The sequence below is a fragment of the Amycolatopsis sp. NBRC 101858 genome, assembly GCF_030269325.1.
GTDB lineage: Bacteria > Actinomycetota > Actinomycetes > Mycobacteriales > Pseudonocardiaceae > Amycolatopsis > Amycolatopsis ponsaeliensis.
In genome coordinates, this window is the sequence record NZ_BSTD01000001.1 from 1,742,826 (window position 1) to 1,761,172 (window position 18,347).

Consider the following 18,347-nt stretch of genomic DNA (forward strand, 5'->3'; position numbering starts at 1 on the left):
CTTCCCCAGTTGTGGCGTCAGTCGGTCAACGCCTCACGAGGATGATCGCGGTGCCGGGTGGGATCCGTCTCTCACCCCACCCCGAATGGATCACGCCGAAAGGTGGTCCCGGACCTGCCGGAGCCACTCGAGGCAGGTCAACCCGAACCGGACGGGGTCGTAGCTGGCCCAGCCTTCGACCAGCCAGATCCGGTGCGCGACGACCTCGTCCATGCCTGCGGCGAAGAGCGCATCAAGCTCGGCCACGATGGCCCGCTTCGTGTCGTCCTGGCCCTCGAGGCAGAAGTCGATCACGCCGAGGGGAGTGTCGGCGACCAGGTCGTAGTCCTGGTGGAAGTGCCCGGCCAGGTCGACGAGCGCGGCGAAGGAAGGGGTCGCGTCGACCGGGAGCGAGCTGGTCCGGGTCTGCACCTGCCGAGCGAAGGGCCGCAGCGCGTCCTGCCGCAGTTCGACCAGCTCGGCCATTTCCGTCTCCGAAGCAGCCAGTTCGGGATAGGTGAGGACCAGCTCGTACCCCTCACCCCGGCCGGCGCGCCAGCCAGCCGGCACCTCGCTGTCGAGGGCTTCGAACACGCTGGTCGCATACCACTCGGGTCGCCGGCCGTCATTGCGGACGAGGAACGCGGGGCCCTTCTCGAACAGCGCGAACCCGTAGACCTCGTACTCCTGGCCCCTGGTCAGCCGGAACTCCGCCGGAAAGACGTAGGTCAAGCCGTAGGCGGGCGACACCCGCTGCCCGCCGGACTCGGCACGGCACTTCACGATCATCGATACTCCGTCCGGAAAGGGTTGCCGGGGCCGCGAAGCCCCGGCAACCCTTTCAGATCCACTTCGTCAGTTCAGGTAGCTGGTGAGGATGTAGTAGCCGTCAGGCAGGGCGTCGTTGCGGATCAGCACGGTGATGACCTCTTTCGGGGTTTCGTGTTTTGTACCGTCCACGAGGATTCGACCTTCGCTCCCGTTGACGGGGTTCGTGATCCCCAGGGACCCACCCTGTCCGGCCTTCCAATTCTTGATCTTGTCGGCATTCGCGGTGAGGTTGCTCTGCGTGACCCGCTCCGCCGTCGGCAGGTCGGTGAACGTCGAAGACCGTTCGATTCCGCGCGCCGCGAGCTGGGCGTCGGTGCGGCCCACGTGCCGTTCGATGGCGTGGCCGCCGGCCTTCTCGTGGTAGTTGAGGTCGCAGTTGTGGACCAGCAGCTGCGCGTCGGTGATGTAGTAGTTGTGATCACCTTCGACCTCGAAGTTGTAGACCGTGGTCGGTGCCCGGGCACTCGTGATCCCGGTGATCGCCTGTTCCTCGCCACCGAGTGTCGTGAGCCGATCGCCCGCCTGCAGCGCACCGGCGTCCGTCCAGCCCTTGCCGACCACCCAGAACGGGTGCTGCGGCGTGACCTGCAGCGACGTCGCCGCGGTGGTGACGGTCAGGATCTCGTCGGCGTGCTTGGAGAACAGGCCGACGACACCGCGCAGCTCCGAATGCCCGGTCGTGAGATCGCGGGCCCAGACCCGGTCGCCGACCCCGATCCGCTCGATCGGCACCTGGCCGTGCTCGGTGGCGACGGTCGTGCCCGCCGGGAAGCAGTTGCACGCGACGCCGGTCGGCGCGCCACGCGGCGGCTTGGCCTTCCACTTGCCACCCGCCCCGATCGTGAAGTCCGCGAACGACGCCAGCAGCAGGAACGCCATCGGGTCTTCGTTGCCCGCGGGGTCCGCCCCACCGGCGCCCATGCCCAGCACCTGTGCCTCGAAGGTGCTGTTGCACAGGCTGGAATCCTCCCGGCAGCCGTCGACCAGCAGGTAGTAGATGCCCGTCCGCGGATCTGCCCACGGCGGGTCGGTCGGGAAGTAGTGGTCCTCCCGGCCGGCCAGCAGACGCAGCAGGATCGGGATGAGCCGTTGCAGTTCGGGCGAGTCCTTGCCCAGCCCGACGCCGTTCAGGTAGTAGATCCCGGTTTCCGGGTCGACGAACAGGACCAGGCCGTGCCCGTAATCGATCGTGTCGTACGAGCCGGGTAGCGGCACGGGAACGCGGCCCTGCGCCGCCGCGTCCGCGGCCTTGTCGGCCGCGTCCTGGTCGGCCTTGCGCTGCGCTTCCTCCGCCCGGTCGGCCGCCTTCCCGGCCTCGATCGAGTTGTCGAGGGCGTTCTTCGCCGCCTGCGCGACGTTGTCCGCGTGTGTCTGTGCGCTGTCGGCCGCGGCTTCCGCCTTGGTGGCGTCGTCCTCCGCCCGGCTGGCCGCGTCCCGTGCTGCGGAGGCGTCGCTTTCGGCCCGGCTTGCCGCCGACCGTGCCGCGGCCGCGTCGCCTTCCGCCGCCGAAGCCGCCCTACCCGCGATCGCCGCGTCGTTGCTCGCCGCGTTGGCCGCGGTCCTGGCCCGCACCGCGTCGGCCTTCGCCTGCGCGTCCGCCTGGGCGGCCCGGCCACTCGCGGCCCGGGCCGCGGCACCGTCGACGGCCGCGTCCGCGGCCGCCCGCTGGGCTTCGGCCGCCGAGTTCGCGGCCGCTGACGCGGACCGGGCAGCTGCCGCGGACGCGTCGTAGGCCGGTTTGATCTCGCCCGCCGCCCGGGCCGCGGCGTCGGCGGCGGCTTGCGCCGCGACGAGTGCCTCGTCCGCCCGGGTCTTGGCCGCCTGGGCCTGCTGATCCCCGACGGTCTTCGCCTGCTGGGCGACCAGCACGGTGAAGTCCGCCGCGATGTCCGTCCCGCTGAACGGCGTGGCGACGCTGATCGCGGTGTTGGCCGGATCGGTGATCGCCTGGGACGACGACCGGGCGGCCATCGCGGCGTTGACCGCGAGGTTCGCCTGGGTGGCCGCGGACACCGCCTCGTTCGCGGCCGCGTCGGCCTCCGCCTTGGTGCGATCCGCCGAGAAGAGCGCCTGCATGGCCTCACCGGAGGCCTGTTCCGCGAGCGAAGTGGCCGTCCGGGCGGCTTCGGCCGCCTTGGCTTCGTTCGCCGTGGCGTCCGCCGCCGCCGATTCGGCCTTCAACGCCGCGGCGTGCGTCGCCGCGGCCTCGGCTTCGGCCTTGCGGGCCGCCGCATCGGCGCGAGCCGCCGCGGCCTGGGCCGCCTGCGCGGCCGCCCGGGCACGAGCCGCCGCGCGCGTGGCTTCGGTGGCCGACGCCCGCGCGCCGGCCGCAGCACCGGTCGCGGTGTTCGCCGCTCCTCGCGCGGCGGTCGCGGCCGTCCGGGCCGTGCCCGCGTCCTGACGCGCGCGGGTCGCCGCGTCGCGGGCAGGCTGTTCGTAGGCCCCGCCCCGGGCCGCGGCCGCCCCGGCTTCGAGAGCGGCCGCACGGGCATCGGCGGCCAGCTGGGCCGCTTCGGCCGCGTAGGCCCGATCCCGGGCCCGGCGTGAGTTGTCTTCTTCACCGCGAGCCTTCAGCTCGAGGTCCGCGGTGACGCCGTCCTGGATCCGGGCGTCGTCGAGGGCGCCGGCTGCGATCCCGGCCTGGCGATCGGCTTCGCGACGGGCCGAGTGGGCGGTCGCGGCCTGCTGGTCGGCGCGGAGCCGGGCCGAGTGCGCGTTGCCCCGCTCACGCTCGGCCGTCGCCCGGGCGGCGGCCGCGTTCGCCGCTTCGCGTTCCGCGGTGATCCGGGCGTTCTTGGTCCGTTCGGCCGCGGCCCACGCTTCGCCTTCCGCCTTCTCGGCGGCGATCCGCGCGGCCTTGGTGCGGGCGGCCGCGTCCTTCGCCGCGTCCGCCTGGACCTTGGCGGCATCGGCGATCTTGGCCGCCGCGCGAGCGTGTTCCTCGGCGTGCAGCCGCCACTGCGTCGCTTCCGCCGCGTGCCGTTCGGCTTCTTCCTGCGCGTTGCGGGCCTGGTCGGTGTAGGCCGTCGCGTCGATCGCGTGCTGCGCGGTCTCGGAGGCGGACACCGCGGCCTGGGCCGCGTCCGCCATGCCCGTCGCCATCTGCGCCCACTGGGTGCCGTAGGTCAGTCCGGTGTCGACCAGGATGCCCGCCTGGACCTGGGCGGCCGCCGCGGCCTGCTGGGCGTCGGTCGCGGCCTGCCTGGCATAGCCGAGCTGGCGCGCCACCTCGTTCTTCGCGTCGTCGAACGCCGTCGCCGGGTGCTGGCCGCCCGCCTTGTTCGCCACCAGGATCTGCTCGGCGCGCCGGGCCTCGGTACCGGCCGAAACGAGGGCATTGGCGGCTCGCTCGAGAGCGTGCACGCCGTTCCCGTGCGCGATCAGCAGGTCGTGCCGCGCCTGCGACGCCCGCGCCGCGCGCTTGGCCAGGTCGGAGAGGTCCTCGGCCGCCTTGATCCGGGCCCGCTCGGCCTCGATCTGCTGTTCGCGCGCGTCGGCGTCGGCCTTGGCCGCGGCCAGGTACCCGGTCGCCAGGAACGCGTCGATCGCTGCGTCGCCGCCGAGCAGGGCCTGCTCGGCGGCCGCTTTCACGGCCGGTCCGCCGGCGCCGGTGAGGAGCTGGACGCGGGCGCGGTTCTGCGTCGCCCGGGTCTGCGCGTCCTGGGTGACCTGGTCGTCCCGCTGCTTCGCGACGTCCTTGCCGTAGGCCAGGAAGAGCATGCGGTCGGAGTCGCTGCCCGCGAGCACGCGCTCGACCTCGGCGTTGAAGTACGCGCCGCCGGTGCCCCGCATCGGCTCGATCCGGGCCCGGTCCGCCGCCGCCTCACGCGCCTTGCGCTCGCCGGCGCGGTGCTGCGCGTCGACGAGCCCGGTGTCGAGGAACGCCATGATGGCCGGACCTCCCGCGGCCAGCGCGGCGCGGGCGGCGTCGCGGACCTCGGCGTCTTCGGCCAGCTCGGCGTTGTCGACGACGAGCTGACGGAACCGCGGATCACCCCAGTCCGGCACGCCGGTCCGGCCGTCCCACGGCTGGTACAGCTCCTCGGGCGGATGGTCCGAAGGCGCCGGATCATCGGCTGCCTGCGCGGCAGCGACCGGCGCCGCGAGCTGGTGCGGTGCGGCGGCGGACGGCTGCAGCAGCCCGGCCAGCAGGGTGACGACCAGCGCCCCCGACACCGCGGATCTCTTCAGGTTCACGACTCTCCCCAAGACGTCGCGGGGCCCGGCACCCGGAGGTGCCGGGCCCCGCCGTTCGTTGACGGATCAGTGCAGCGCCGCTACGGCGTCCCGACGCAGCGCGCGCGGCTGTCGGTGACGACGCCGTCGGACTTCCGGACCGAAACCGAGCCGCCCTGGAAGTTCTGGCAGGTCGCGGCGGTCGACTCCGCGGGGTCCGCGGCCGGGTAGCCGAGGTAGGAGCGTTCCCAGTCCAACGCCCGCCAGCGGTCCTTGATCCCGCCGGAGACCGGGTGCGCTCCGGTCGTGCTGGTCCAGTAGATCGACCCGCCGCCGGCGAAGTGGTTGTACCGGCCGCCGCCGGCCGGGGTGGCCGTTTCGTCGGTGGTCGGCGCGCCGAAGGCGGCCGAGTGCAGGAGGTCGCGTTCGGTGTACTTGGCCAGGATGTTGCCCTCGAGCTCCTTCACGCCCGTGGCGGTGGACCAGACGAGCCGGCCCTTCGTGAAGTCGCGGTACCGCACGGCACCGTCGACGACCTCGTCCGCCGCCGGGTCGCCGACACGGGCGCGGATGGCGTCGTCGTTGAGCCAGCGCCGCTGGATCGCCGAGGTGGTGGGGTTCTCGCCGTCGACGTGCCAGAGCCGGTCCTGGTCGTAGGCGTTCGGCGCGTCGAACGGGTGGGCACCGCTCTTGTCCGCGGCGTAGAGCGCCCCGCCGTAGTGCCGGAGGAACCGGCCGGGCGCACTCTTCGATTCGAGGGTGACCGTGCCGGCGACGGTGCCGGACTGCGAGCACCAGGTGGCGTCCGACCGGAACCGGTCCGAGCCGTCGCTCGCCGCGATCAGCACCTTGAAGTCGAGCTGCCGGAGGTAGCTACCGGGGCTGCTCACCGACTCGAAGGAGTGGCAGTCGAAGTCGGCGAGCCCGGGCACGACCTTCCAGGTGGCATCGACACCGTCACCGGGCTGCGGAGCGGCCGGCCCGAAGTCGATGTGCGCCTGGGCACCGGCGTCCCCGCGGACGTAGCCGCCGCGCGTTCCCGGGGTTTCGGCGCGCAGGGACTGCCGCAGCACCCGGTCCTCGTACTGGCCGACGCGCAGGAACCGGTCGACCACACCGGCATCCCCGGCCAGCGCGGACGTCGCTGCCGCGACCAACGCCGGGTGGACCTTGCTGTTGTCGGCCTTCACCTTGAGCTCGTTGAGGCGCTTGCGGTCGGCGTCCGCCTTCTTCTGCAGCGCGATGGCGATGTCCCGCCGGTTCGCCTCGTAGATGCCGGTGTCGATGAACGCCTTCCAGTCGGCCGCGGTGCTGCTGCGCAACGCCGTTTCGGCCGCGATCGCGACCTCCGTCCCCGGGGTGGCCCGGTTCCAGATCTCCCGGACGAAGTTCTCGTCGGAAAGGACCAGCACGTTCTCGGTGGCGACGATGCCCAACACGGCGGCGGCGTTCGCCTTCGCGTTGCGGGCTGCGATCCGCGCCTTCTCCGCCTCGCTGGCGGCCTGGTCGGCGTCGATGGCGTCCTGCTGGTCCTGTTCGTGCGCGGTGACGATGCCGTTGAGCAGGAACTCCTTCTGCGCCGCTTCGTCACCACCGAACGCGGTGAGGGCGGCCGCCTTCACCTTCGGCCCGGTGGCTCGCTGCCAGAGCGCGTAGACGAAGTCGCGGTAGCTCTGCACGAGCAGCTCCGGTTCCGCGGCGATCCCGATCGTGGCCGCGGCGTGCTGCTTCAGCTCGCGGGCCTGCCGCGCGATCTCCGCGTCACGGATTTCCTTGACGTCGTCGCGCTTCTTGGCCTCGTGGACACCGGTTTTGATCCACTGCGTGCACTCGAGGTCGGTCCCCGCGAAGGCGAGCTCGGCCGATGCCCGGACCTCGCTGCCCGCGGCCTGCCGCCACAGCGCGATGACGAAGTTGCGGTCGTTGAGCACCAGCAGGTCGTCACCGGCGAGGATGCCGAGTACCGCGGCCGCCCGGACCTTGTCTTCCATCGTGGACTCGGGCGCGGCCGCGGTGGCGGCGCTCGCGGCCGGCTTCGGCGTGGCCGCGACGGCCGGGGCCGGCGTTCCGGCGAGCCCGGTCGCCAAGGCCAGGGTGACGGCCGCTGCGACCGCCAAGTTCGTTCGCCTTCTCATGTTCCCCTCGGATGGTGTCGTGCGCGACCGTGTGGGCGCGCGGTCCAGCCGGTTCCCGCGGTGGGCGGGACCGGGAGAACGAAACGGTGCGGTCAGCTGCCTGCGCGGACGCGCTGCTCGCCGTCGAGTGCCTGCTGCAGCAAGGAGTTCCAGTACGCGGCCTGCTGCACGGCGAAGTCACGCTCCGCCGTCCAGTCGGCCTGAGCCGTGCCGGCCGGACCGGTCATGGCCGCCCAGTTCGGCCCGGTGGCGGAGTTCGCGGCGGCGAGCACCGCCGCCCAGTTGGCCGCCTGGTCGTCGGTGATCCGGCGGGCTCCGTCCCAATAGGACTCCGCGGGCGCCGCCTGCCGGCCGACGGCCTGCCAGGCGCTGACGGCGTTGGCGCGCGCCAGTTCGGCCGAAGCGTTCTTGGCCGCTTCCTCCGCGGCGGCGGCATCGGCCAGCAACCCCGTGACCGTCACCCGCCAGCGCGCGTCGTCGTCCGCGGACGCCTGCCGGAAGGCTTCGAGGTCAAGCCGGGCTCCGAACGCCCAACCGCTGGTGAAGAACTCGACGAGATCGTCGTCGCTCGCGCCGGTGCGCACCGCGTAGGCCGCGCTCACCCGCACCTGCGCGCCGGGGTCGTGCCCCGCGAGATCAGTGACGAAGGCGCGGTCCGCCGCCGACAGCGCCGCGGCCTGGTCGCCCCGTGCCTGCCGGGCTGCCGCGTCACGCTGCTTCGCGGCCTCGAACCCGCCATTGGCGAACCTTTCGCGGTCCGCGTCGTTCCGGCTGTTCACCGCGAACTGCGCGGCGGCGTGCACCTCGGGCGCGAAGTCGGCGGTGAAGGTGGCGAGCACTCGCTTGGCGAAGTCCGCGTTGCGGGCTTTGCGCTCCGCGGACAGCCGGACCGCGTAGTCGTAACCGGACGTCAGGAACTGCGCGATGGCGGCGTCCGGGTCACTCGACAGCAACGCCTGCCAGGCCGCGATCCGGACGAGCGAACGCGGATCGCGCTGCGCCAGGTACTGCACCCACACCCGGTCGGCGGCCGGAGTGGCCGCGACCGCCGTGGCACCGGGAACCCCGTCGGCCGCAAGCGCGACCGAGGGGGTCAGCACCGACACGATCGCCGTGAAACAAGCACCGCAAAGCAACGCGCGGACGCGCATGGATTTCCCTCCCCTGCGCCCGCCCCTCCCGGACGGTCGCTCTTCAAACCTAGGAAAACCGCCAACGGGGAGCAATTGAGATCAGGGTCATAGTCGCGACATTCCGGTAGTCCGTAACGAAGTGCGTGCACCGGACGAAAGAGGTGGTCCAGTCCTTTGCCGCCGAATGCGCGACTCGCCGTGCCGACCAGGCAGCAAGATCGCTTCGGGCCGCCGGCGGCTCGTCCGGAGCGGCACGAACGGGTCACGACGAAAGTAGGGTCGCCCGTGAACGCTCGCGGGAGCTGCGGGCAACTGGGGGCATGCAGGTGATCCACGAGGGATCGGAGATCTGGGGGCACGACCGCCCTGACCTGGGCGGAGCCGAGCCCGGGCCGGCGTTCGGGCGGCTCTTCGACGCCCATGCCGCGGCCTTGCGCCGGTACCTCGCCCGGCGGGTCGGTGCCGAACCGGCGAACGACCTCGTCGCCGAGACCTTCCTCGTCGCGCTCCGGCGTCGCGAGAGCTACCGGCCCGAGCTCGGCACCGCGCGGTCGTGGCTCTACGGCATCGCCACCAACCTGCTGCGCCACCACATCCGGTCCGAACTGCGTGGCCTGCAGGCCACCGCGCGGCTCGCCCGCTCCGGTGACACCAGCCACGCGGCCCACGACGGCCGGGTCGCCGAGCAGGTCGACGCCCAGGTGCGGGCCGCCCGGCTCGCCGGTGCGCTGGCCAAGCTCAGCCCCGCCGACCGGGACACGCTGCTGCTCGTCTCGTGGGCGGGGCTCGAACCGGCCGAGGTCGCGGAGGCACTCGGCATCCCGCCGGGTACCGTGCGGTCCCGGTTGCACCGGATCAGACGCTGGCTCAGGACGAACGCCCCGGCTCAAGAGGAGGTGCAGGACCTTGCGTGAAGACAACGTCCGGAAGATCTGGTCCGACGCCGAACTCGACGCCGCGCTGGCGGACCTGCACGACGACGTCGACGAGGACGACGGGCTGGCCTTCGCCCGCGCGTCCCTGATGGCCGCGGTCGGCACTTCGGAGGCACCACCGGCCGCCACGCGCCGCGGGCCCTGGCGGTGGATCGCGGTGGCCGCGGCCGTCGTCACGCTGGTGGGCGGGCTCGCGATCATCACCTCGCTGCGGGCGCCCGCCCCGGAGCCGGCCCGGCCCGCGGCGACCCTCGGCGACCTCGACCGCCCCCTCGAACCCGGCGAGTTCCACTACGCGCAAAAGCTCCAATGGCTGCCGGAGAGCCTCGAAGGGCAGTCGGCCGAGATGCAGCAGTCGGTCGAGCTGTGGATCCCGGCCGACCCCACCGGCGTCTGGCACCGGCGCACGAAGTGGACCGGCGCCGTGCGGGGGTTCGGCGGCGCGAAGAGCGTCCAGGTGAACTCGGCGCCGTTCGACGAGGCCGGCCCGGCCGGCCGGTTCGGCCCCGGACAGCACCTGGCCGGGCAGATCGACCCGAGGTGGAACACGCCGTTCCAGAACTGGCTGCTCCCGGACGCGGCCTTCATCGCCTCGCTCACCCCCGACCGGGGGACGCTGGCCAAGCGCCTGAACTTCGACACGATCGACCAGGACAGCAGAGCGAAGGTGCACACCCCCACGGAAGCGCTCACCATGGTGCGCACCGCGCTGGAAACGGGCCTGGTCCGAAAGGACATCCGGTTCGCGCTGCGCGACGCGTTCACCATGATCAGCGGCGCGTTCGTGGCGCCGGGTCACACCCCGGACGGCCGGCCCGCCACCGTCCTGACCGTGAAGGACTCCGGCCAGCGCCTGTACCTCGACCCGGACACGGCCCAGCTGCTGGCCTGGGACGCCAACCCCACGATCACGCCGACGACCATCCGCAGCAACGAGGTCGTCAGGAGCACCGCCAAGAGCCCGCCTCCGTCGAGCGGCATCACGGGTCCGGCGACCACCACGCCCGAGAGCCCGGCCGGGCCGCCGCTGCCCGGGGACCTGGCGACGGAGTACTCGTTCGCGATCACCCGGACTTCGGGGTGATCAGCGGGCGTGGCTGGCCGCGTTCAGCGCGTCCGCGACGTTGGCCACCTCCAGGACCCGGATCCCGGCCGGCGGTTTCCCGGAGTCCGGTGGCACGAGCGCGTGCGTGAACCCCAGCCGGGCCGCCTCCGCCAGGCGGCGCCCGACGCTCGGCACCCGGCGGATCTCGCCCGCCAGCCCCACTTCGCCCACCGACACCAGCCGTGGCGACAGCGCGACGTCTTCGAACGAGGACGTCAACGCCAGCACCAGCGCGAGGTCGATCCCCGGCTCGGTGATCTTCATGCCGCCGACCGTGGCCGTGTACACGTCCTTGTCGCCCAGCTTCAGCCCGCCGCGCTTCTCCAGCACCGCCAGGACCATCGCCACCCGCGCCGAGTCCAGGCCGCTCACCGCGCGCCGCGGCTGCGGTGCCGACGTCGACGACACCAGCGCCTGGACCTCGCCCAGCAACGGCCGTTTGCCTTCCATCGACACCGTGATCGCCGTGCCCGGAACCGGCTCCGCCGTGCGGCTGATGAACAGCCCGGACGGGTCCGGCACGCCGACGATGCCTTCTTCCTGCAGCTCGAAGCAGCCGATCTCGTCGGACGCGCCGAACCGGTTCTTGATGCCGCGCAGCATCCGCAGCGTCGAGTGCTTGTCGCCCTCGAACTGCAGCACCACGTCCACCAGGTGCTCCAGCACGCGCGGGCCGGCCACCGAACCGTCCTTGGTGACGTGCCCCACCAGCACCACCGGCAGCCCGCGCTCCTTGGCCACCGCGACCAGCCCGGACGTCACCGCGCGGACCTGCGTCACCCCGCCCGGTGAGCCCTCGACCTGCGGGGACGCCATCGTCTGCACCGAGTCGACGATCAGCACACCCGGCTTGACGTCGTCGATGTGCCCGAGGATGGCGGACAGGTCGCTCTCGGCGGCCAGGTACATGCCGTCGTGGACGTTGCCCGTGCGCTCCGCGCGCAACCGGACCTGACCCGCGGACTCCTCGCCCGTGACGTACAAGGACCGGTCGACCGTCTTCGCCCACTGGTAGGCGACCTCGAGCAGCAAAGTCGACTTGCCGACGCCGGGCTCACCCGCGAGCAGCACCACGGCGCCCGGCACCAGGCCGCCGCCCAGCACGCGGTCCAGCTCGGAAACGCCGGTGCGGCGAGCGCGCGCCGCTTCGACGTCGACCTCGCCGATCGGCCGCGCGGGCATGCTCGGCGCGCCGGCGGCGACGCGCTGGATGGCCGGCTTGGCCGGGGCGCCGCGTTCCTCGAGGGTGCCCCACTCCTGGCACTCCGGACACCGGCCCAGCCACTTGGCCGCTTCGTACCCGCAGCTCGCGCAGCGGTAGGTGGTCCCTTTCTTCACCCCGCGAGGCTATCGGCGACCACCGACAAAACCGGGGACCTACTCCTTGACGTGCGCCGGCGCCGCGACGGGCAGCTCGACGGTGACCGCTCCGGCGTTCTTGAAGACGAAGGTGACCTTGATGGTCTGCCCCGGCCAGAGCGGCTGCTTCAGCCCGGCCAGCGTCACGGTGCCCTTGCCGACGGTCGCCGGGGCGGCGGTCGGCGTCGCGCTGCTCGACGGCGTCTCGGCCGACGAAGAAGAAGACGTCGCGGTGCCGGTGCCGGTGGAGCTGGTGCCCGTGGCGGTCCCGGTGGCGGTCGGGGCTTCCGACGACGAGGACGGCGAGGACGGCGGTGTGGTCTGCACCTCGTTGGTGGACTCGACGGCGTCGTCCGGGCCGATCACCAGGGAGTGCCCGGCGACGACGTCCTTCGAGCCGCCGACGGTCGCCTGGGCGCCGTCCTCGGTCGTCACCGAAACGAGCGTGTCGTCCTGGGCGCCCTGGTTCACGATCGTCAGCGTCAGCGCCGGGGTCGCGCCGGCCGCGTACCCCGGGCCGGACGTCGGGTACTGCACCGCGACGTCGCGCAGGACAATCGTCTTGACCTGGGCATACGTGCCGTTGACCGCGGGCTGCTGCGAGTCGGTCTGAGTGATCTGGCCGGCCCCGCACCCGGCGAGCACGAGCGCGGCACCGAGCGCCAGCACGCCCGCGCCGAGCACGCGACGATTCTGCAGCCTCACGTCGCAGTCCTTCCCTTTTCACGGCCTCGTCCCCGCGAAGACTAGCCGGGGGCGATCTCCCGCACCGAACCGGTCCGCGTTGCGCCCAAGATCAACCGTCCACAAAGGATTTCCCTTTGCCCGCCGGAACCCGTCGCGGTCACCTGCATGAGCATGGGGGTCGGACGTTTGTCAACCCCCGCTCAGGCCGCTGACCTGCGAGGACGAGTCCGGCCCGCTAGGTGGGCACTGGCGGACCGTGATAGGATGGAGTCAGCGAAAGGGGCAGAGGACACATGGTTTTCAAGGTCGGAGAGACCGTCGTCTACCCGCACCACGGTGCCGCACTCATCGAAGCCATCGAGACCCGCGTGATCAAGGGCGAGGAAAAGAAGTACCTCGTCCTCAAGGTCGCGCAAGGGGATCTCACGGTTCGCGTGCCCGCTGACAACGCCGAGATCGTAGGCGTACGCGATGTCGTCGGGCAAGAAGGACTGGACAAGGTCTTCGACGTTTTGCGTGCTCCGCACACCGAGGAACCAACGAACTGGTCTCGTCGGTACAAGGCCAACCTCGAGAAGCTCGCCTCCGGCGATGTGAACAAGGTGGCCGAAGTGGTGCGCGACCTCTGGCGGCGAGAGAAGGACCGAGGACTTTCAGCCGGCGAGAAGCGCATGCTGGCGAAGGCTCGGCAAATTCTGGTCAGCGAGCTCGCGCTCGCGGAGGGCACCGACGAGGACAAGGCTGAGGTCCTCCTCGACGAAGTTCTGGAAACCGCGACGGTCTGAGAATCTTATTCTGGTTAGGACGGCGCCACGGACCGCAGGTGGCCTGCCTGCGGCGACTTCGCGCCGGCCGACGGCTGAATAAGGTTCTCAATGCCCAGGGCATCCCGCCTGACGGGCAGGTGGGTGCCTCTACGATCGCGAACCGATGAACGTCGTCGTGATCGTGACCGTCGCACATCATGCCTCCGACGGAGAGCTCGCTCTCACGCCGGTCCATGGTGAGGCGCTACTCACGCACACCGTGCGGGGGCTGCTAGGCGTACCGGAAATCGATCTGGTTGTCGTAGCGGCCCCCCAGCGGTGTGCTTTGTCGTTTTCCGAGGCGGTTCGCGGCCTCGCCTGCCGGGTCGTCACCGGCTCGCCCCACCAGGCCTTCGCCGCGGTCGAGCCCGATCTTCCCCGTGAGTCAGTTGTACTCCTCCACGACGCGCTGCGGGCCTTCATTCCTGCGGAAACCGTGCGTGGTGTCATCGCTGCGGTCGGTGACTCCCCGGTCGTGGTGCCGGTGCTGCCGATGGCGGACACGGTGAAGGTGACCGACGCCTCGTTCATCACCGGCACCGAGGACCGCTCGCGGCTGCGCACGGTCCAGACCCCGATCGGCTACACGCTCGCGGCGTTCCGGTCGGCCGAGCCGTGGGACGTCACCGGCGCGGCGACGGTCCCCGGGCACCCGGACGCGATGCGCGTCACGACCGATTTCGAACTGTCCCTGGCCGAGGCGATCGCGGCGGCACCGAAGAACGAGGAGACGCTGTGAGGATCGGCAACGGGGTCGACGTCCACCCGGTCGAGGCGGGCCGCGAGTGCTGGATGGCAGGGCTGCGGTGGCCGGGCGTCGACGGCTGCGCAGGCCATTCGGACGGCGACGTGGCAGCCCACGCCCTGTGCGACGCCCTGCTGTCGGCGGCGGGCCTGGGCGACCTCGGCGCGGTGTTCGGCACGGGCGACCCCCGGATGGACGGCGCGCACGGAGCGGACATGCTCACGGAGGTCCGCGAGCTGATCTCGGCGGCCGGCTGGCGGGTGGGGAACGCGACGGTCCAGATCGTGGGGAACGCACCACGGGTGGGAAAGCGGCGCGAGGAAGCGCAGAAGGTGCTGTCCGAGGCGGTGGGCGGCCCGGTGAGCGTATCGGGAACGACATCGGACGGCTTGGGGTTGACGGGCCGCGGCGAGGGCATCGCAGCCTTCGCGACGGCCCTGCTGCTGGCAGCGGAATAGCCTCACGCCGGCACTGGTTCGGCGTGATATGGCCCTCACCCTCTCGGACGATGTCCGCGCGCTGATCGACGGGAAGAACTTCGCCACCGTCGCCACCCTCGACGCCGACGGCAGCCCGCAGACCTCCGTCGTCTGGGTCGGGCTCGACGACGGTGACCTCGTCTTCAGCGCGACCGAGGACCGCCGGAAGGTGCGCAACCTGCGGCGCGACCCGCGCGTGAGCGTCTCGATCATCGACGCCGGGAACCCGTACCGCCACACCCAGCTCCGCGGCACCGTGACCATCGAGCCCGACCCCGGCAAAGCCCTCCCGAAGGCGCTCAGCCACAAGTACCTCGCCCAGGACCCGCCGCCCGAAGGCCCCGAGGCCGAGCGCGTCGTCGTCCGCCTCCACGTCGGGAAAGTCGCGGGCAACGTCAAATAAGGTCTGCACCATGACCTTCAACGAGGCCACCAAGGCCCTGCTCGACGGCAAGAACTACCCGGTCGTCGCCACCACCAACGCCGACGGCTCGCCGCAGAGTTCGGTCGTCTGGGCGCGCCGCGACGGGGACACCGTGGTCTTCGTGACCGTCCAGGGCCGGCGCAAGGAGCGCAACATCCGCCGTGATCCGCGGGTGTCGCTTTCCGTCTTCGACCTGGCCGATCCGGAGAACTACGTCGAGATCCGCGGGCGCGCCGAGGTCACCGTCGAGGGCGGCCGCGAACTCAACGACGAGCTCGCCCGCAAGTACATCGGCACGGAGTTCCCGCCCGAGCCGGCCGACGTCGTGCGCGTGCTCGTCCGCGTTGTTCCCGAACACATCACAGGGCATTCGGCCTGACGATCCCGTTAGGCTGGAAACCATGACGATCAGGGCGGTGTTGTTCGACTTCTCCGGCACGCTCTTCCGGCTCGAGCAGGACGAGTCCTGGCTCGCCGAGCTGACCGACCACGAGGGCACGCCGCTCGACATCGAGGCGCAGGCCGAGCTGATGCGCCGGATGACCGCCCCCGTCGGGCAGGTCGTCGAGCTCGACGCCGAGCACGTGCACGCCTGGCACCACCGCGACCGCGACCCCGGGCTGCACCGGAAGGTCTACCTCGAGGTGCTCAAGAAGTCGGGCGTCCCGCACGCCGACCAGGCCGAGGCCCTCTACAACCGGCTGATCGATCCCAGCCAGTGGACGCCGTACCCGGACACCGAAGCCGCGCTGAAGGCGGCGTCCGAGCGGGGCCTGAAGGTCGGCGTGCTGAGCAACATCGCCTTCGACATCCGGCCGGCCTTCACCGCACGCGGGTGGGACGCCTACGTCGACGAGTTCGTGCTGTCCTTCGAGGTCGGCGCCATCAAGCCGGAGCTGGAGATCTTCCGCAAGGCCGTGCAGGCCCTCGGTGTCCCGGCCACCGGCACGCTGATGGTCGGCGACAGCGAGGAGGCCGACGGCGGCGCCCGCGCGCTCGGCTGCGAGTTCGCGCTGGTCGACCCGCTGCCCACCGCCGAACGGCCGGACGCCCTGCTCACGGCACTGCGCACGCACGGCGTCGCCTGAGGGGCTGCGACATCGCTCACGCCCACCCCGTACCCTTTCAGGGTGGCCCTTCACCTTTTCGACACAGCGACCCGGAGCGTGCGGGAGTTCCACCCCGTCCGTAGCGGAACGGCGTCGATCTACGTGTGTGGTGCCACCGTGCAGGGTGTTCCGCACATCGGGCACGTCCGCGGCGTCCTGAACTACGACGTCCTGCGCCGCTGGCTCGTCCACAGTGGACTGGACGTGCTGCTGGTCCGCAACGTCACGGACATCGACGACAAGATCCTGACCAAGGCCGCCGAAGCCGGCCGGCCCTGGTGGGAGTGGGGTGCGACGCACGAGCGCGCCTTCGAGACCGCGTACGAGCAGCTGGGCTGCCTCCCGCCGTCGGTCAACCCGCGCGCGACCGGGCACGTCACCCAGATGGTCGAGCTGATGGAGCGCCTCATCGAGGCGGGCCACGGCTACGTCGCGGACGGCGACGTCTACTTCTCGGTCAAGTCGTTCGACGAGTACGGCAAGCTCTCCGGCCAGGTCCTCGAGGACGTCCAGCAGGGCGAGACGCCGACCCGCGGCAAGCGCGACCCGCGCGACTTCACCATGTGGAAGAGCGCGAAGCCGGGCGAGCCGTCGTGGCCGACGCCGTGGGGACACGGCCGGCCGGGCTGGCACCTCGAGTGCTCGGCGATGGCGACGGCGTACCTCGGCGCGGAGTTCGACATCCACGGCGGCGGCATCGACCTCGTCTTCCCGCACCACGAGAACGAGCGCGCCCAGTCGAACGCGGCCGGCGACGCCTTCGCGCGGTTCTGGCTGCACAACGCCTGGGTGACCATGTCGGGCGAGAAGATGTCGAAGTCGCTCGGCAACACCGTGTCGATCCCGTCGATGCTGGAGCGCTACCGGGCGCCGGAGCTGCGCTACTACCTGGTGCAGCCGCACTACCGGTCGACGATCGAGTACTCCGACGGCGCGCTGTCCGAAGCCGCGCAGGGCTACCGGCGGATCGAGACGTTCCTGCGCCGCGCCGCGCAGTCGGGCGAGGTGGCGCTGGGCACGATCCCGGCCGAGTTCGCCGCGGCGCTCGACGACGACCTCGCCACCCCGCAGGCGTTCGCCGTGGTCCACACCACTGTCCGGGACGGTAACGCCGCCCTCGACGCGGGCGACACCTCCAAGGCACTCGAATTCGCCGCGGCCGTCCGCGCGATGACCGACGTGCTCGGCCTCGACCCGCTGTCCGCGCGCTGGTCGGAGGCGGGCGGTTCCGACTCGCCCACCAAAGAAGCCTTGTCCCGGATCGTCGAAGGGCTGCTGACCGAGCGTCAGCAGGCCCGCGCCGAGAAGGACTTCGCCCGCGCGGACGCCGCCCGTGACCGCCTCCAGCAGGCGGGCATCGTGGTGGAGGACACCCCCAACGGTCCTCAGTGGACAGTCAAGTCCGACTGATCCCGTTACACAGCAAGGAAACTTTCACCATGGCAGGCAATTCGCGGCGCCAGGGCGCGATCCGCAAGACGGGCACCAAGAAGGGTGCCGTCGTCGGCTCGGGCGGTCAGCGCCGCAAGGCCCTCGAAGGCAAGGGCCCGACCCCGAAGGCGGAGGACCGTCCCGGGCACAAGGCCTACCGCCAGAACAACGCGCAGGCCAAGCGCGACCAGGCGCGGCAGAAGAAGGCCGACAAGCCGGAGCTGATCGCCGGGCGCAACCCGGTGGTCGAGGCGCTGCGCGCGGGCGTCCCCGCGACCGCGCTGTACGTCGCGCTGAACATCGAGATCGACGACCGCGTGAACGACGCCGTCCGGCTGGCCGGCGACAAGGGCATCTCGATCCTGGAGATCCCGCGCGAGGAGCTGGACCGCAAGACCAACCGGGCCGTGCACCAGGGCCTGGGCCTGCAGGTCCCGCCGTTCGAGTACGCGCACCCGGACGACCTGATGGCGGCGGCCCGCAACTCGGGCGAGGTGCCGCTGTTCGTCGCGCTCGACGGCGTGACCGACCCGCGGAACCTGGGCGCGGTGATCCGCTCGGCGGCCGCGTTCGGCGCGCACGGCGTGCTGCTGCCGGAGCGGCGCAGCGCGGGCATGACGGCGGTGGCGTGGCGGACGAGCGCCGGCACGGCGGCGAAGCTGCCGATCGCGGTGGCCACCAACCTGACCCGCCAGCTCAAGGCGTGGGCGAACGACGGCCTGATGCTGGTTGGCCTGGACGCCGACGGCTCGGTGGACATCGACGAGCTCGCCCTGGCGGCGGACCCGCTGGTGATCGTGCTGGGCTCGGAGGGCCGCGGCCTGTCGCGCCTGGTCCGCGAGACGTGCGACGCGACGGTGTCGATCCCGATGGCGGCGGGCGTGGAGTCGCTCAACGCGTCGGTGGCGGCGGGGGTGCTGCTGGCCGAGGTGGCGCGACGCCGCCGTCTCGCCGGTCGGGTCTGACACCACCACCCAGTCGGGTTAAGGTCACCGTCGGATAACTCGAGGGGA

16 protein-coding genes are annotated in these 18,347 nt (G+C 71.7%); 10 read left to right on the top strand and 6 right to left on the bottom strand.

From position 1 onward, the window contains the following. Positions 1–90: 90 nt before the first annotated feature. The 4 genes from QSK39_RS08365 to QSK39_RS08380 form a co-directional block, all read right to left on the bottom strand. On the bottom strand, positions 91–768 hold the full coding sequence (locus QSK39_RS08365; protein WP_285477047.1) for a contact-dependent growth inhibition system immunity protein: 678 nt from the start codon (positions 766–768) through the stop codon (positions 91–93). Positions 769–834: 66 nt separating this feature from the next. Continuing rightward, entirely contained in the window at positions 835–5,007 is a 4,173-nt protein-coding gene (locus tag QSK39_RS08370; RefSeq protein ID WP_285477048.1) for a polymorphic toxin-type HINT domain-containing protein, read from the bottom strand. Positions 5,008–5,087: 80 nt separating this feature from the next. Then, a complete protein-coding gene (locus tag QSK39_RS08375; RefSeq protein ID WP_285477049.1) occupies positions 5,088–7,103 on the bottom strand; it encodes an AbfB domain-containing protein in 2,016 nt (671 codons plus the stop codon). Positions 7,104–7,213: 110 nt separating this feature from the next. Beyond that, entirely contained in the window at positions 7,214–8,272 is a 1,059-nt protein-coding gene (locus QSK39_RS08380; RefSeq protein ID WP_285477050.1) for a hypothetical protein, read from the bottom strand. A gap of 302 nt (positions 8,273–8,574) precedes the next feature. On the opposite strand from QSK39_RS08380, the gene QSK39_RS08385 reads away from it, so the two are divergent. Together QSK39_RS08385 and QSK39_RS08390 are read left to right on the top strand one after the other, a co-directional pair. Then, positions 8,575–9,168: an RNA polymerase sigma factor gene (locus tag QSK39_RS08385; protein WP_285477051.1), complete on the top strand. Its 594-nt coding sequence runs from the start codon at positions 8,575–8,577 to the stop codon at positions 9,166–9,168. Beyond that, the gene (locus QSK39_RS08390) at positions 9,161–10,273 is read left to right on the top strand and encodes a hypothetical protein (RefSeq protein ID WP_285477052.1); all 1,113 of its coding nucleotides are present in this window, start codon (positions 9,161–9,163) and stop codon (positions 10,271–10,273) included. The genes QSK39_RS08385 and QSK39_RS08390 overlap by 8 nt, the downstream gene beginning before the upstream one ends. Here the strand turns inward: QSK39_RS08390 and radA are convergent, their stop codons facing one another. After that, entirely contained in the window at positions 10,274–11,632 is a 1,359-nt protein-coding gene (gene radA, locus QSK39_RS08395; protein WP_285477053.1) for a DNA repair protein RadA, read from the bottom strand. 39 nt (positions 11,633–11,671) lie between these two features. Beyond that, positions 11,672–12,358, bottom strand: a complete 687-nt coding sequence (locus QSK39_RS08400) for a copper chaperone PCu(A)C domain-containing protein (protein WP_285477054.1) — start codon at positions 12,356–12,358, stop codon at positions 11,672–11,674. A gap of 275 nt (positions 12,359–12,633) precedes the next feature. Here QSK39_RS08400 and QSK39_RS08405 point away from each other — a divergent pair, with 275 nt between their 5' ends. The 8 genes from QSK39_RS08405 (at position 12,634) to rlmB (ending at position 18,299) form a co-directional block, all read left to right on the top strand. Next, entirely contained in the window at positions 12,634–13,125 is a 492-nt protein-coding gene (locus QSK39_RS08405) for a CarD family transcriptional regulator (protein ID WP_004559016.1), read from the top strand. A gap of 145 nt (positions 13,126–13,270) precedes the next feature. Then, positions 13,271–13,885, top strand: a complete 615-nt coding sequence (locus QSK39_RS08410) for an IspD/TarI family cytidylyltransferase (protein WP_285477055.1) — start codon at positions 13,271–13,273, stop codon at positions 13,883–13,885. Continuing rightward, positions 13,882–14,349, top strand: coding sequence for a 2-C-methyl-D-erythritol 2,4-cyclodiphosphate synthase (gene ispF / locus QSK39_RS08415; RefSeq protein ID WP_285477056.1), 468 nt, complete (start codon positions 13,882–13,884; stop codon positions 14,347–14,349). The genes QSK39_RS08410 and ispF overlap by 4 nt, the downstream gene beginning before the upstream one ends. Before the next feature lie 28 nt (positions 14,350–14,377). After that, entirely contained in the window at positions 14,378–14,773 is a 396-nt protein-coding gene (locus QSK39_RS08420) for a PPOX class F420-dependent oxidoreductase (RefSeq protein WP_285477057.1), read from the top strand. Positions 14,774–14,783: 10 nt separating this feature from the next. Further along, on the top strand, positions 14,784–15,173 hold the full coding sequence (locus QSK39_RS08425) for a PPOX class F420-dependent oxidoreductase (protein WP_285477058.1): 390 nt from the start codon (positions 14,784–14,786) through the stop codon (positions 15,171–15,173). A gap of 22 nt (positions 15,174–15,195) precedes the next feature. After that, on the top strand, positions 15,196–15,882 hold the full coding sequence (locus tag QSK39_RS08430) for an HAD family hydrolase (RefSeq protein WP_285477059.1): 687 nt from the start codon (positions 15,196–15,198) through the stop codon (positions 15,880–15,882). Between the two features lie 42 nt (positions 15,883–15,924). Beyond that, positions 15,925–17,313, top strand: coding sequence for a cysteine--tRNA ligase (cysS, locus tag QSK39_RS08435; RefSeq protein ID WP_285477060.1), 1,389 nt, complete (start codon positions 15,925–15,927; stop codon positions 17,311–17,313). 29 nt (positions 17,314–17,342) lie between these two features. Then, on the top strand, positions 17,343–18,299 hold the full coding sequence (gene rlmB, locus QSK39_RS08440; RefSeq protein ID WP_284745006.1) for a 23S rRNA (guanosine(2251)-2'-O)-methyltransferase RlmB: 957 nt from the start codon (positions 17,343–17,345) through the stop codon (positions 18,297–18,299). The last annotated feature ends 48 nt before the right edge of the window (positions 18,300–18,347 follow it).

Excerpts from the sequence above, each read along its gene's own strand:
- QSK39_RS08365 (WP_285477047.1), bottom strand. The coding sequence starts at position 768 with ATGATCGTGAAGTGCCGTGCCGAGTCCGGCGGGCAGCGGGTGTCGCCC.
- QSK39_RS08385 (WP_285477051.1), top strand. The coding sequence starts at position 8,575 with ATGCAGGTGATCCACGAGGGATCGGAGATCTGGGGGCACGACCGCCCT.
- QSK39_RS08405 (WP_004559016.1), top strand. The coding sequence starts at position 12,634 with ATGGTTTTCAAGGTCGGAGAGACCGTCGTCTACCCGCACCACGGTGCC.
- QSK39_RS08380 (WP_285477050.1), bottom strand. The coding sequence starts at position 8,272 with ATGCGCGTCCGCGCGTTGCTTTGCGGTGCTTGTTTCACGGCGATCGTG.
- QSK39_RS08420 (WP_285477057.1), top strand. The coding sequence starts at position 14,378 with ATGGCCCTCACCCTCTCGGACGATGTCCGCGCGCTGATCGACGGGAAG.
- QSK39_RS08410 (WP_285477055.1), top strand. The coding sequence starts at position 13,271 with ATGAACGTCGTCGTGATCGTGACCGTCGCACATCATGCCTCCGACGGA.
- QSK39_RS08430 (WP_285477059.1), top strand. The coding sequence starts at position 15,196 with ATGACGATCAGGGCGGTGTTGTTCGACTTCTCCGGCACGCTCTTCCGG.
- QSK39_RS08425 (WP_285477058.1), top strand. The coding sequence starts at position 14,784 with ATGACCTTCAACGAGGCCACCAAGGCCCTGCTCGACGGCAAGAACTAC.
- rlmB (WP_284745006.1), top strand. The coding sequence starts at position 17,343 with ATGGCAGGCAATTCGCGGCGCCAGGGCGCGATCCGCAAGACGGGCACC.